At 35.3% G+C, this 14,421-nt stretch carries 12 protein-coding genes and 1 pseudogene; 12 read left to right on the top strand and 1 reads right to left on the bottom strand.

The features are described 5' to 3' along the window. The 11 genes and pseudogenes from DMP16_RS03995 to lysX all read left to right on the top strand — a co-directional run. Positions 1-359, top strand: a pseudogene (locus DMP16_RS03995) (amidophosphoribosyltransferase); the annotation flags it as partial. A gap of 6 nt (positions 360-365) precedes the next feature. Beyond that, the gene (locus DMP16_RS10900) at positions 366-1,574 is read left to right on the top strand and encodes an amidophosphoribosyltransferase (RefSeq protein WP_069282132.1); all 1,209 of its coding nucleotides are present in this window, start codon (positions 366-368) and stop codon (positions 1,572-1,574) included. Further along, on the top strand, positions 1,575-3,014 hold the full coding sequence (gene purD, locus DMP16_RS10895; RefSeq protein ID WP_185957810.1) for a phosphoribosylamine--glycine ligase: 1,440 nt from the start codon (positions 1,575-1,577) through the stop codon (positions 3,012-3,014). Beyond that, positions 3,008-3,979 (top strand): phosphoribosylformylglycinamidine cyclo-ligase, encoded by a 972-nt coding sequence (gene purM / locus DMP16_RS03985; protein WP_069282128.1) that lies wholly within the window; start codon positions 3,008-3,010, stop codon positions 3,977-3,979. Before purD ends, purM begins: the two co-directional genes overlap by 7 nt. 57 nt (positions 3,980-4,036) lie before the next feature. Then, entirely contained in the window at positions 4,037-4,492 is a 456-nt protein-coding gene (locus DMP16_RS03980) for a hypothetical protein (protein ID WP_069282126.1), read from the top strand. Between the two features lie 93 nt (positions 4,493-4,585). Next, positions 4,586-4,735: a ribbon-helix-helix protein, CopG family gene (locus tag DMP16_RS03975; protein WP_069284561.1), complete on the top strand. Its 150-nt coding sequence runs from the start codon at positions 4,586-4,588 to the stop codon at positions 4,733-4,735. Between the two features lie 76 nt (positions 4,736-4,811). Next, positions 4,812-5,987, top strand: coding sequence for an argininosuccinate synthase (locus DMP16_RS03970; RefSeq protein ID WP_069282122.1), 1,176 nt, complete (start codon positions 4,812-4,814; stop codon positions 5,985-5,987). Further along, positions 5,988-7,328 carry an argininosuccinate lyase gene (gene argH, locus DMP16_RS03965; RefSeq protein ID WP_069282120.1) on the top strand — a complete coding sequence of 447 codons (1,341 nt, stop codon included), beginning with the start codon at positions 5,988-5,990 and terminating at the stop codon, positions 7,326-7,328. Beyond that, entirely contained in the window at positions 7,306-8,415 is a 1,110-nt protein-coding gene (gene carA, locus DMP16_RS03960) for a glutamine-hydrolyzing carbamoyl-phosphate synthase small subunit (protein WP_069282119.1), read from the top strand. Before argH ends, carA begins: the two co-directional genes overlap by 23 nt. Beyond that, entirely contained in the window at positions 8,412-11,567 is a 3,156-nt protein-coding gene (carB, locus tag DMP16_RS03955) for a carbamoyl-phosphate synthase (glutamine-hydrolyzing) large subunit (RefSeq protein WP_143576909.1), read from the top strand. The genes carA and carB overlap by 4 nt, the downstream gene beginning before the upstream one ends. 2 nt (positions 11,568-11,569) lie before the next feature. Further along, positions 11,570-12,418, top strand: coding sequence for a lysine biosynthesis protein LysX (gene lysX / locus DMP16_RS03950; protein ID WP_069282115.1), 849 nt, complete (start codon positions 11,570-11,572; stop codon positions 12,416-12,418). Here lysX and DMP16_RS03945 read toward each other — a convergent pair. Next, positions 12,399-13,001 (bottom strand): haloacid dehalogenase, encoded by a 603-nt coding sequence (locus DMP16_RS03945; protein ID WP_069282113.1) that lies wholly within the window; start codon positions 12,999-13,001, stop codon positions 12,399-12,401. The genes lysX and DMP16_RS03945 overlap by 20 nt on opposite strands. A 238-nt stretch (positions 13,002-13,239) precedes the next feature. Between DMP16_RS03945 and DMP16_RS03940 the strand changes: the two genes are divergently transcribed. Next, on the top strand, positions 13,240-14,223 hold the full coding sequence (locus DMP16_RS03940) for a 3-hydroxyacyl-CoA dehydrogenase family protein (protein WP_143576910.1): 984 nt from the start codon (positions 13,240-13,242) through the stop codon (positions 14,221-14,223). The last annotated feature ends 198 nt before the right edge of the window (positions 14,224-14,421 follow it).

Here is a 14,421-nt window from a genome sequence, read left to right as displayed (position 1 = left end):
GGAAGAAAGTTATACTAATAGACGATTCTATAGTTAGAGGAAATACCATGAGGAGAATAGTAAGTATACTACGAAATGCAGGCGCAACTGAAGTGCATATACGAGTTGGCTCACCCATGATCAAATATCCTTGCTATATGGGAATAGATTTCCCTAAGAGGGATGAGCTAGTAGCTTATAATAGGACAGAAAGGGAAATAAGTAAAGAACTATTGGCTGACTCAGTAGAGTACTTAACAGTAGATGAGCTAATTCAGGCTATAGGGAGGAAAGATTTATGTGTAGCTTGTTTTACTGGAAATTATCCATTAAAGTTTAAATATGATATTTCTGAGTTAGAAAAAATATTTGGAAAGTGATAAAAAATGGCAGGAATCCTCGGAATTTTAGCCTTCGATGAAGTATGGAACATCTCGAAGTTCTTATACTATGGAATTATTGGATTGCAACATCGAGGCTATTCAAAAAGTGGTTTAGCTTTACTCAAAGACGGAAAAATAACTTTAATAAATCAAGATGTTGCACCTGAGGATCTAAATATCGAGGGATTAAGTGGCTGGGCGGGAATAGGTTACGCAGGGACTAGGCATAAATATCCGATAATTTCTGGGGAAGGTTCTATAGTTGTGGATGGAGAAGTGAAGGATAATGACATATTTGCAGAGTTATTTAAAGATCCAGAGAGTGTTATAGAAAGGCTTAAAGCACCTATATCATTTATTGGTATAAGCAAAGAGGGTCAATTAATAGCATATAGAGATGAATTTGGACTAAAACCAATAAGTATAGGAGGTTTTGGGTTTGATTTAGCTGTAGTGGCGTCAGAACCAACAGCTATGTATGTTATCGGGGCTGAATATAAAAGAGATATAAATCCTGGAGAAATGATAATAATTGATAAATATCATATTGAAAGCAAGCAGGTAAGAAAACCTAAGAAGTCCTATTGCGCAATTGAATATATCTATCAGGCTAGAATAGATAGTAAAGTAAATGAAAGAGAAGTATATGATTTGAGGCTAAGAATAGGAGAACAGTTAGCGATTGAAAGACCTTTAAACGCTGATACGGTAATAGGAGTACCAGAAACTGCGCTACCTTTTGCTATAGGTTACTCAAGGAAATTAGGCTTACCTATGGATCTAGGATTTACTAGAACCGGAAGTCCAATTAGGACTATGTTAGCTTCAGATAGCTTTTTGAAAATAGTTGGAGTTCAATTAAAGCTAAATCCAATAAAAACTGCAGTTAAGGGAAAGAGAGTAGTGCTCATAGATGACTCAATGGTTACCGGGACTACTATAAAGAACACCGTATTTAATTTAAGGAAACTTGGAGCCAAGGAAGTTCATGTACTTATCGGAAGTCCTAAACTAATCTCAAATTGCCCATATGGGATTGAAGTGCCTGAGGAGAAGGAATTGATTTCTGCAAATCTAAACGATTCTGAAATAGCAAAAGTGCTTGGAGTAGACTCTATTTATTGGCTCAGCTTAGAAGGGCTAATTAAGGTAATAGGTCATAACTCATTATGTTTAGGTTGTATGACAAAAAAATATCCTGTGGTGATCTGAGTGAAAGTTCTTTTAATCGGAGATGGGGCTAGAGAGCATTCATTAGCTTATTCTTTGGGAAAATCTCCAAAAGGCTACAAGGTATTTGCACTTTCCACTTATATTAATCCAGGTATAAATGAAGTAGTAAAGAATACTAATGGAGAGTATTTTATCGGAGATACTTCATCAGTGGATAGAGTAAAGGAAGTAATAAAGAGAGTTAGTCCAGATATTGGGGTTATTGGTCCGGAAGACCCCTTATTCCATGGAATAGCTAACGTATTTAAAGAGGAAGGTATTCCCGTGTTTGGACCATTAAAGGAAACAGCTAAGATAGAAGAGTCTAAAGCCTGGGCAAGACAACTCATGTGGAAATACTCCATTCCGGGAAGATTGAAATATAGGACGTTTTATACAATCGAGGAAGCTGCAGAATTTATCTTAAACTACGGAGGTTCAATAGCGATAAAGCCAGCTGGTCAAGTAGGCGGAAGGGGAGTTAAAGTAGTTGCAGATTTAGAAGCATATCTGTCACAAGATAAGAGAGATGCATTAAGTAGGAGTGTATCGGGTATTGGAAATTTGTATAAGAAAGAAGGAGAACCAAAGATAATAATAGAAGAGAAAGTAGATGGACCAGAATATACCCTACACGTGATATCTGATGGTTACTCTACTCTACCTCTACCCCTTACTCAAGATTACAAAAACGCATATCAAGATGGGATTGGACCAGAGACTGGAGGTATGGGCTCTATTTCTGGACCAGATCATCTCTTGCCGTTTATTACAGAAGACGAATACGTTTCAACCTATGAAATTATTAAGAAAACTATTAACGCAATATATGAAGAGACTAAAAAGAATTATGTAGGAATAATAGCAGGACAAATGATGTTAACAGAGTTATGGGGACCAACAGTAATTGAATTCTATTCGAGATTTGGTGATCCTGAGGCATCAGCTATAATTCCGAGGGTTGACTCTGATTTTGGAGAGATAATAGAGCTAACGGCAACTGGTCATCTGAGCAAGGCAAAAATCAAAGTGAAAGAGGAGTCATCTGTAGTTCGTGCAGTTGCCCCTCTAGGCTATCCAATTTCAAAACAGATGGCAAGTAATCATAAGATTATGTTGGACTTAAATAAAATAAAGGAAGTTGGTTGTATTGTATTTTTCGGCTCTGTGGCGTTAGAAGGGATGCAACTGATAACTAAAGGATCTAGAGCTTTAGAACTAGTTTGCATTGGAGATTTTAACACTGCCTCAGAGAAGTTAGATAAGTGCATAAACTATATTCATTCTGATACTAAGCTAATATATAGACATGATATTGGTAAGAATATAACAGAGCATATAGAAAAGGCAGAAATTGTAAGATACTCTTATAAAAATAGAATAAGAAATGGTACTCTTGGATCTTCTGGCATATGGAGTCCTAATGGTGGACTATGGTGAGCGAGGAGTATAAGAAAGCTGGAGTGGACTTAAACAAATTACGAAGTTATCATTCTGTAATTTCTAATGCAATTTCTAACACATATAAAAATACTGTTTTAGGCGCAGGGCACTACGCGGGTATAATAAGAATAGAAAATTTGAACATAGCTATCCACACTGATGGAGTAGGAACTAAGACATTACTAGCATTAAAGGCTGGAATTGTAAAACCAGTTGGAATAGATTGTGTAGCAATGAACGTCAATGATCTAATATCCGTAGGTGCAAAGCCAGTAGCTTTAGTAGATTATTTAGCATTTGAAAGACCAATGGACGATGTACTTACTCAATTGATGGAAGGACTAGTGGAAGGTGCAAAGGAGGCTAATGTAGAAATAGTTGGTGGTGAGACAGCTTTCATGCCTGACGTGATAAAGGGATTTGATTTATCGTGCACTGCAATAGGAATTGTAGATAAGTTGAAAACTGGTTCTGAAATAAGACCGGGAGATGTCGTTTTAGGCTTAGAAAGTAATGGTATTCACGCTAATGGATACTCATTGATCAGAAAATTAGTTGATCAAGGAAGAATTTCATTAGAGCAATATAAAGAACAATTATTATCTCCTACAAAAATTTATGTCAAACCAGTTTTAGAGGTAATAGACAAAGTTAAGGGTGTTGCTCACATTACTGGAGGCACTTTTACTAAACTTAAAAGACTTACTAGTTATAAGATAGTTTTAGATATGCCAGATCCACCTGAAATCTTTAAAATTATTGAAAGAGCTGGGGTACCACATGAAGAGATGTATAAAATTTTCAACATGGGTATTGGTTTAGTTCTATTTGTTTCAGAGGAACTTAGTGATGAGGTAAAAAGTGAGATAAGAAAATACGTAAATGTTTATGAAATAGGTAAAGTATATGAGGGAAGCGGAATTGAGATAAAGAGTTATAAGAACGTTATTCTTTATTTATAGAATTATGTGTATACCTTTTAAACTCTAAAGAATATAGAGGGTTCCAGTGACCTCTATATGAAACAAACAGATATAAAGTCTTTAGTAAATTATGTAGCTTTAAAAATATTAGGTGGAAGCGACTATCTATTGGATGCATTAGAAGAATACTTAGTTAAAGGTGAAGGACCAGCTACAGTTGCATATAAATATAATATCTCAAAACATCAGCTCCGTGGCTATGCCCAAAGGATCATCGAGAAAAGTGGAAGCGAAGGGAAAGCTAAAAAGCTCGTACCCATACTCAAAGAAATTTCAACAGACTTAAAGCCAATAGTGAAGAAGTCAAATGACGGCTCATATGAATGCTCAATTTGTAACATTATTTTAGCTAAGGAAGATAGTGAAGAACACGTGAGAAAATATCATAAAGATATTTTAAATGAAGATATTAATAACATGATCTCTAAATTGGAAAAGATAAAAGAGAAACTACAACAAAACAAAGCCGTAATATTTACTTCGGCAAGTTAATGCTTTTTTATATGTTCCGATCTTCAATAATGATTAATTCGAATTATAATTCAACACTTAGGTTTTTATTAATGTATGGGGGTTAGATATAATATGAGAAAAGTAGTTAGCGTAAGGTTAAGGGAAGACATTCTGAGGGACGTGGATGTTTACACCAGAAAACTAGGATTAGGAAGTAGAACAGAATTTATAAAAGAGGCTCTCGATTTCTATATAAAGAGAAAGGCTAAAGGAAACCTTTAACATTCTATACATAAAGAAAGCCTTATTTTAATGATCTCAAGTATTTTTAAGCTAGTTTTTCACGTTCTTTTCTGAAATGAAAATCGTCTTAGCTTACTCGGGTGGACTGGATACCACAGTTTCAATAAATTGGCTAAAGGAAACCTTTAAGGCTGAAGTTATAACAGTTACAGTAGACGTTGGACAAAGAGACGATTTCAAAGAGATTGAGAAAAGGGCATATATTGCAGGTTCTTCTAAGCATTATACAATAAATGCCATAGATGATTTTGCTGAAAAATATATAAAATATGCAATAAAACTGAACGGGCTATATGAAGGAGTATACCCTTTATCAACAGCTTTAGCTAGACCGTTAATAGCTGAAAAGGTAATTGAGGTAGCTAGAAAAGAGAAAGCTGACGCAATAGCTCACGGTTCTACCTCGAAGGGAAATGATCAAGTAAGATTCGATCTAATGATAAAAGCATTATATCCAGAGGCTAAGATTATTGCCCCAGCTAGAATATGGGACATGACAAGGGAAGAGGAAATAAAGTACGCTAAAGAAAAGGGTATACCGATAAAGACTGAAAGTAGTAAGTATAGTATAGATGAGAATCTTTGGGGAAGAAGCATAGAGGGGGATATTATATCTGATCCATCAGTCGAAGTTCCGGAAGATGCCTTTGAGTGGACTAAACTGACTAACACTGGAAAGGAAGAGATAAGTGTAGAATTTGAAGATGGTTTACCAATAGCAATAAATGGAGAAAAAATGGATCTAAGCAAAATAGTTAGTCTTTTAAACTTAAAGTTAGGAAGTCATGGATTTGGAAGAGTAGAGCATATAGAAAATAGAGTAGTTGGATTTAAATCTAGGGAGGTATATGAAGTACCCGCTGCTTTAGGCATAATAATGATGCATATGGATTTAGAGAAGACGGTATTTACACCGGCTGAACTGAGATTTAAGAGGTATGTTGATCAGCTTTGGAGTGACCTAGTATATCAAGGGTTATGGATAGAACCACTCAGAGACACGTTAAACAAGATAGCTGAAGAGATGAATAAGTGGGTTGAAGGGGAGGTAAAAATTGAGGTGAGTAATGGTGTATTAAGAATACTTGGAAGAAAATCAACATACTCTCCCTACTCAGAGAAGATTGCAAGCTACAGCAAAGGATGGTATCCTAGTGATGAGATGGCTAGAGGATTTATCGAAATCTGGGGACTCCATTCAGTGCTAGCCAGAAGAGTGAGGGGAGAATAAGTGTTATATAGAAGTTGGGGATCAAGTAAAGACGAAGTCTTATCCTTTACCTCTTCCATAGATAGTGACAATTTCATATTAGAGGAAGTTAAATTAACAATGAAAGCTCATATTATTAACTTATATTTAAATGGATATATTAGTAAGATCACTACAAAGAAATTATTAATTGCGTTAAAAGAATTCAAAGAGCTGAGTAAAGAATATGAAGATATACATGAGGCATTAGAGGATTTCTTAATATCTAGAGTTGGTGATGAGGCTGGTTGGATAGGTTTAGGAAGAAGTAGAAACGATCATGTAGCTACTGCATTAAGAATAAAACTCAGAAATGAGATAATAGAAATACTAAGCAAAATAAACAAACTAAGGGACGTATTACTGAAGAAAGCTAAAGAACATACTAATACAATATTTCCCTCATTTACACATCTTCAGCAGGCTCAACCAACAACATTCTCACACTATCTAACCTACATAGAAGAGGAGTTATCAACGAATTGGGACTTATTATTTTCAGAATTAAGTAAGGTTAATAGATCCCCTTTAGGGGCAGGAGCGATAGTTGGCACTAATGTGAAATTAGATAGATTCAAAGAAGCAGAATTGTTAGGATTTGAAGGAATTGTCTATAATACGATTTCAGCAACTTCATCCAGAGCTGATCTAATATCAGCTATTTCCCAGTTAGTTACTCTAATGGTGACGTTAAGCAGAATAGCCGAGGATATGGTTATTTACTCATCTAATAAAATAGTTACACTACCTGAAACACATGTTGCAACTAGTAGCTTAATGCCTCAAAAGAGAAATCCGGTGACAATGGAAATATTAAGAGCTAAGGCAGGGGAAGCTATAGGATTCTTAGTATCATTACTTTCTATCTATAAAGGGTTGCCCTCGGGATACAATCTAGATTTACAAGAGATGAACAAATATTACTGGATTACAACAGATTATATTAAATCTTCTCTCGAAATTTTAATTTCACTTTTTGATAATATTAAAATTAATAATGTTGAACTAGACTCATCAACTCTGGCAACAGATGATGCAGAACTGCTATCTCTTCAGCATAAAGCACCATATAGGTATGCTTATTTTGAAATAGCTAAAAGGGTTAAAGAGGGTTCATATAAGCCAACTTTAAATATAAGAGATTCGATTAAAATGAAGGCAGTAATCGGATCTCCTAATTTTGATTTAATAACTAATTTGATAAAAATAAGAGAAGATAAATTGCATGAAGATGTAAAAAAACTAGAAAGTTACAATATGAACATAAATTCTAAACTGGGAGAGCTAAGGGTGTTAGAAGATGAAATCGAACAAGGATCATGAGGTAGGATATCTTTACCTTGAAGACGGAACGTTCCTACAAGGCTACGCGTTTGGCGCTAAAGGTATAAGAGTAGGTGAAGTCGTTTTCACTACCGCTATGAACGGGTATGTGGAAAGTTTAACTGACCCATCATATAAGGGGCAAATACTAGTAATAACACACCCACTGGTAGGAAATTACGGTGTACCAGACAAGATATACGAGAACGGAATATTAACAAATTTCGAATCAGAGAAGATTCAGATTGAAGGCCTGGTAGTTACAGAAAATACTTATCCAGATAAGTGGAACGCTAAAATGTCGCTTCATGATTGGCTTAAATTAGAGAATGTTCCGGGAGTGTCTGACGTAGATACTAGAATGATTGTTAAAAAGATCAGAAGCTTTGGCACAATGATGGGAATTATAGCTTCGGCACTAGAAGTAGATGATCCTAGAAAGTATTTAGAGAAGAGGTACGACGAAATAAACTTTACTCAATACACCTCACCCAAATCTCCTATATTTCATCCAAATACTGGGAGCATGATAGTCGTTATAGATTGTGGAATAAAACATGGAATTCTATACCAACTTTACAAGAAAGGATTCTCGATAGTCAGAGTCCCATGTAACTATGATGCTAATCAAATAATTGAATATAATCCCAAAGGTATTGTATTCAGTAATGGTCCGGGAAACCCTAACTTATTGGATAAGCAGATCAACACGTTCTCAGAATTAATGGAATATAAGATTCCTACACTAGGAATTTGTTTAGGACATCAAATTGCCACCTTGGCTTTGGGTGGAAAAATTACAAAAATGAAATTTGGTCATAGAGCGATTAATAAACCAGTAATAGATACTTTAACTAACAAATGTTACATTACAACTCATAATCACGGCTACGGTATAATATCTAAGGAGGACATACCCCAAAATACTAAAGTATGGTTCTTCAACCCAGATGATGGAACTATAGAAGGTTTGATTCATGAGAAAATGCCTTTAATCACTACCCAATTTCATCCAGAAGCCAGGCCCGGACCTTGGGATTCAACTTTCGTGTTTGACAAATTTAAAGTCATGGTGAATGGAAAATGAGGGAGAGTATCAGAAAAGCATTAGTAGTTGGGTCTGGCCCTATAAAAATAGCGGAAGCAGCTGAATTCGACTATAGCGGTTCGCAAGCATTGAAAGCACTTAAAGAAGAAGGTATACAGACTATTCTAGTTAATTCAAATGTAGCTACAGTCCAAACTAGTAAGAAGTTTGCTGATAAGCTATATATGTTACCTACTGTTTGGTGGACTGTTGAAAAAGTAATTGAAAGGGAAAGACCAGATGCCATATTAATAGGTTTTGGAGGGCAAAGTGCATTAAATGTAGGGGTAGATTTACATAAAAAAGGCATTCTACAGAAGTATGGCGTAAAAGTACTAGGTACGCCGATAGAAGGCATTGAAAAAGCGTTAAGTAGAGAGAAATTCAGAGAAACCATGATCGAGAATAACCTTCCAGTACCACCAAGCCTTTCCGCTAGAAGTGAAGAAGAGGCAATTAAGAACGCTAGAATAGTGGGATATCCAGTAATGGTAAGAGTAAGCTTTAACCTTGGCGGTAGAGGTTCATTAGTTGCGTGGAGTGAGGAGGACTTGAAGAAAAATATCAGAAGAGCCTTATCTCAGAGCTATATTGGAGAAGTTCTTATTGAGAAGTATTTACATCACTGGATAGAGCTGGAATACGAGGTGATGAGAGATAAGAAAGGCAACTCAGCTGTCATAGCTTGTATAGAGAATTTAGACCCAATGGGAGTACACACTGGAGAATCAACTGTAGTAGCTCCTTGTCAAACCCTTGATAATTTAGAATATCAGAACATGAGAAAACTATCAATAGAGGTAGCCAAATCAATTGATCTAGTGGGAGAGTGCAATGTACAATTCGCACTAAATCCAAAAGCATATGAATATTATATTATAGAAACTAACCCTAGAATGTCTAGGTCAAGTGCCTTAGCAAGTAAGGCGACAGGTTATCCATTAGCATATGTATCAGCGAAGCTAGCGTTAGGTTATGAGTTGTATGAAGTAATAAATAAAGTATCTGGAAGGACTTGCGCGTGTTTTGAGCCAAGTCTAGATTATATAGTAATAAAGATACCAAGATGGGATCTCGATAAGTTTGAAAATGTTGATCAATCACTGGGCACTGAAATGATGAGCGTAGGAGAAGTAATGAGCATTGGTAGATCATTTGAAGAAAGTTTACAAAAGGCGATAAGAATGTTAGATCTCGGCGAACCTGGTGTAGTTGGAGGAAAAGTATACAACTCCAAAATCACTAAAGAAGAAGCGTTAAAGAACTTAAAGGATAGAAGACCGTATTGGTTCCTTTATGCAGCTAAAGCCTTCAAGGAAGGAGCGACAATTGAGGAAGTTTATGAAGCTACTGGAATTAATAAGTTCTTCTTAAATAAAATAAAGAACCTAGTAGAATTTTATGAAAGTTTGAAAAAAGAGGGAAAAATTAATAATGAAACGATAAAATTTGCCAAGAAATTAGGTTTCAACGACGAACAATTAGCTTTAGCATTAAGGTTACCAGTAGAGGAAATAAGGAAGTTAAGAGAAGAGCATAAAATATTTCCAGTAGTCAAACAGATAGATACTTTAGCTGGGGAATGGCCAGCCGTAACAAATTACATGTACTTAACTTATAACGGCTTACAAGACGATATAGAATTCTCGTCTGGAAACAAGTTATTAATTGTAGGAGCTGGCGGGTTCAGAATAGGAGTTTCGGTAGAGTTTGACTGGAGTGTTGTTTCATTATTAGATGCTGCTCAAAGATATTTTGACGAGGTTGTTGTATTAAACTTTAACCCAGAGACTGTATCCACAGATTGGGATATAACTAGAAAACTATACTTTGATGAGATCTCAGTTGAGAGAATATTAGATCTAATCAGAAAGGAAAACTTCAGATACGTAGCTACGTTTTCAGGAGGACAAATAGGAAATAATATAGCTAAGGGGCTAGAAGAAAAAGGAATCAAACTATTAGGCACTTCCGGAAGTTCAGTGGATATGGCAGAGAATAGAGAGAAATTCTCTAAATTATTAGATAAGTTAAATATACCTCAACCTCAGTGGATATCTGCGTCAAGCCTAAACGAGATTAAGAAGTTTATAAACGAAGTGGGATTCCCAGTGTTAGTAAGGCCAAGTTATGTATTAAGTGGATCATCCATGAAAATAGCGTACAATGAGGATGAGCTATATGAGTATATAAGGAAGGCAACAGAAATATCGCCCAAACACCCTGTGGTAATATCTAGATATATTGAAGATGCTATAGAGGCTGAAATTGACGCGGCGTCTGACGGTAAAAAAGTGTTAGGAATTTTAATGGAACACGTGGAAGAAGCGGGAGTTCATAGCGGAGATGCAACGATGTCTATACCGCACAGAAAATTATCAGATCAAAGTGTAGCCATGATGAGAGAATACGTAATTAGATTAGCTAATGAAATTAACATTAAAGGACCATTTAACACTCAGTTTGTTGTCAAGAATAATATACCACATATTATCGAACTTAACTTAAGAGCGAGCAGATCAATGCCATTTAGTAGTAAGGCTAAGGGTATTAACATAATTTCGGCAAGTATGAAGGCGATATTTGAAGGGTTTGATTTTAATGAAGAATACTATGAGCCTGAGTCAAAGTATTGGGCTGTGAAAAGCCCTCAATTTTCTTGGGCACAACTAAGAGGAGCTTATCCGTTCCTAGGCCCTGAAATGAAGAGTACCGGCGAAGCTGCAGCATTTGGTGTAACTTTCTATGATGCTTTACTAAAATCATGGCTCTCCTCTCTACCAAACAAGATTCCAAGTAAGGATGGTGTTTCCTTAGTATACGGTGAGAGAAATATACAATATCTTGAAAATGCGATAAAGAATTTAAATAAGTATGGATTAATAGTTTATACCTTGTCCGAAGTCGAAGTCAAGGGAGCAATTCCAATAGATAAACAGAAAGCAGAAGAACTGGTGAGATCTAAGAAGGTACAACTGATTATAACAGATGGATACTTGAAAAAAATAGATTATAGTATTAGAAGGTCGGCTGTGGATTACAATATACCTATAATTCTTAATGGGAGACTAGGTGAGGAGCTCAGTAAAGCATTCCTAGTTTCGGATTCTTTAACATATTATGAAGTTTCTGAATATGGTGGTGGTATATAGAAATGAAAATAGCGTTAATAACAGATATTATAAGACAAGAGGAGAAATTCATAATAAAAGCCCTTAATAGCAAAAGCATTGACTATGATGTAATAAATGTTGGACAAGAACCATTACCATTTAATAAAGAACTTAGAAAATATGATGTAGGAATTATAAGACCAGTCAGCATGTATAGAGCTTTGTATTCATCAGCAGTGCTAGAAGCCGTAGGAGTTCACACGATAAATTCCACGGAAGCTATAAGCACTTGTGGAGATAAGATATTAACGTATTCAAAATTATTCAGAAATGATGTTCCAATACCCGACTCTATAATTGCAACCTCTTCAGATGCAGTAATGAAAGCATATGAGCAAATTGGATTTCCACTAATCGATAAACCTCCAATTGGAAGCTGGGGTAGATTAGTATCACTAATCAGAGACGTATACGAAGGAAAGACAATAATTGAGCATAGGGAAATGTTAGGAAATAGTGCATTAAAGGTTCATATAGTTCAAGAATACATAAAGTATACTAATAGAGATATAAGATGTATAGTTATAGGTGAGGAAACTATTGGATGTTACGCCAGAAATATACCGCCTAACGAATGGAGAGCTAACGTCGCATTAGGAGGAAATCCTACTCCAATAAATTTAGATGATAAGTTAAAGGAGTTGAGTGTTAAGGCTGCTAAGATAGTAAGAGGAGAATTCATATCGATTGATATCCTTGAACATCCGACTAAAGGTTATGTGATAAATGAATTAAATGATGTACCTGAATTCAAGGGTTTCATGTTAGCTACCGGAATAAACGTGGCTGAAAAATTAGTAGATTATATTATCAAGACTTACCGATCTTAGCTAGAAATATATCATGGTTAGTCTCTTCTAAAATCTTTCTCAAAGCATCAATTTTTTGTCGTAGTCCAGGTACTAACGACTTTGGATACTCAAATCCCCATAATAGTTCGTACAACTCTTCCATTATATTATAGATCTTCTCGGCTTCATCAATGCTACTCCTCTTTAACAATTCTAAAACTCTTCTCCTCATTTCACCTATAGCGTCAGCAATCCCAGTGATATAGTAAATATCAGGAATTCCTAATTCATTAGGTAATTTTAATTTTTCACTAAAGTACATCGAGATTATCACAGTAGCCTCCGCTAACTCTTGAAAAGCAGTTCCAACATCACCATATAGCATTTCTGGAAAGTTTTTAATGATAGATCTTATCTCATTAGCTTTTTCTATTGCTTGGTGATATTTTTTTAACGCTTCTTCTTTTTTACCCCTATGAGATAAAGAGATCGTCTCTCCACAATATCTGATTAATTCTCTAGCAAGTAACAGTAGTTTCTCTCTGCTATCAAACCTCTCCAAAAGAGAGTTATTAACTGAACCTAAATATCTCTTAATTTCTTCCAATATCTCGTTACTCATTGTATTCCCAAATAGTAGAGAAAATTAACTTTTAAGAGTTTTGGGTTATAACGTAAGTATACAAGTTAACCAGTTAAAAAGAACAAGATTTTTCCATTCAAAGGTATAATGAATTATTTTGGACCATAATAGAATTAATAACTAAGAATATTGACTGCTAAACAGTAAAGAAGGCGTAAAGTTTTTGCCTAGTTCTCAAGACAATTAAAGGATGGAAAAATACTTATACTGTTTATACATGTTTAAAAATATGGAAAATGTTCGAACAGTATCAGTCATAGGGGCTGGCATTATAGGGGCTGGCTGGACTGTATTGCTCGTAACTAAAGGTTACAAGGTAAACTTCTATAATGAAAAACAAGAAACGCTAAATAAAGGAATAGAGAAAGTTAAAAATTATTTAAAAATATTAAGAGAAGTAGGAATAATCGATAAGGGATATGAGGATTACTTAAATAACATTTCAATGACAACCGATTTGGATAAGGCAATAAGTAATACAGACTTTGTTATTGAAGCAATAATAGAGAATTATGATGCTAAGAAGAAGCTATTTAAATATCTTGATTCTAAATTGGATAAAGAAATAGTAATAGCTAGCAGTACTTCCGGACTATTAATGACTGAGATACAAAAAGCCATGGATAGATTTCCGGAAAGAGGTATTATAGCACATCCTTGGAATCCTCCTCATTTACTACCTTTAGTTGAAATTGTACCTGGAGAAAAAACATCAACAGATACTATAGAGAAAACGAAAAAACTTATGGAGAGTTTAGATAGGGTTATAGTAGTATTAAAGAAGGAAGTACCTGGATTTATAGGTAATAGACTTGCTTTTGCCTTATTCAGAGAGGCTGTTAATCTAGTAGATGAAGGAGTTGCTACTGTAGAGGATATAGATAAAGTTATGACGGCAGCAATTGGTCTTAGATGGGCCTTTATGGGACCATTTTTAACCTATCATTTAGGAGGTGGAGAAGGTGGTATTGAGTACTTCTTCTCAAGAGGATTTGGATACGGAGCTAATGAGTGGATGTCCACGCTGGCTAAATGGGATAAGTTTCCATATACTGGTGTAAAGAGGGTTATAGATCAAATGAAGGAGTATGAGACAATAAAGGGGAAAAGCTTTCAAGAACTGTCCAAGTGGCGAGACGAAATGCTAATAAAGGTGTTTAAGCTGGTATGGGGTAACAGGGGTAATAATAAGAATAAATAAAAACATTTTTATAGTCTTTTTACATTATTTATCCTCTTCTTTAAACTCTAAAATTCCTAGATTCTCTATTAAGCCTGAATCTGTAACGTCAAACAGAATAGCGTAGTCTTCTCCAATATTCACGTGGTAGTGAATTTCATTAGCTGGAACTACAAACACTGGGATTGCTGACGCTATAGGTGAAATGAGGAGAAGAGT

It is taken from the genome of Sulfolobus sp. B1 (assembly GCF_007050195.1).
Classification (GTDB): domain Archaea; phylum Thermoproteota; class Thermoprotei_A; order Sulfolobales; family Sulfolobaceae; genus Saccharolobus.
Note: the sequence above shows the minus strand (reverse complement) of the source record. Positions and strands in the feature narration are given on the sequence as shown.

What these genes read in the sequence shown, in the direction of transcription:
- DMP16_RS10900 (WP_069282132.1), top strand. Translation starts at nt 366, where the DNA reads ATGGCAGGAATCCTCGGAATTTTAGCCTTCGATGAAGTATGGAACATC.
- purM (WP_069282128.1), top strand. Translation starts at nt 3,008, where the DNA reads ATGGTGAGCGAGGAGTATAAGAAAGCTGGAGTGGACTTAAACAAATTA.
- DMP16_RS03980 (WP_069282126.1), top strand. Translation starts at nt 4,037, where the DNA reads ATGAAACAAACAGATATAAAGTCTTTAGTAAATTATGTAGCTTTAAAA.
- DMP16_RS03975 (WP_069284561.1), top strand. Translation starts at nt 4,586, where the DNA reads ATGAGAAAAGTAGTTAGCGTAAGGTTAAGGGAAGACATTCTGAGGGAC.
- DMP16_RS03970 (WP_069282122.1), top strand. Translation starts at nt 4,812, where the DNA reads ATGAAAATCGTCTTAGCTTACTCGGGTGGACTGGATACCACAGTTTCA.
- carA (WP_069282119.1), top strand. Translation starts at nt 7,306, where the DNA reads ATGAAATCGAACAAGGATCATGAGGTAGGATATCTTTACCTTGAAGAC.
- carB (WP_143576909.1), top strand. Translation starts at nt 8,412, where the DNA reads ATGAGGGAGAGTATCAGAAAAGCATTAGTAGTTGGGTCTGGCCCTATA.
- lysX (WP_069282115.1), top strand. Translation starts at nt 11,570, where the DNA reads ATGAAAATAGCGTTAATAACAGATATTATAAGACAAGAGGAGAAATTC.
- DMP16_RS03945 (WP_069282113.1), bottom strand. Translation starts at nt 13,001, where the DNA reads ATGAGTAACGAGATATTGGAAGAAATTAAGAGATATTTAGGTTCAGTT.
- DMP16_RS03940 (WP_143576910.1), top strand. Translation starts at nt 13,240, where the DNA reads ATGTTTAAAAATATGGAAAATGTTCGAACAGTATCAGTCATAGGGGCT.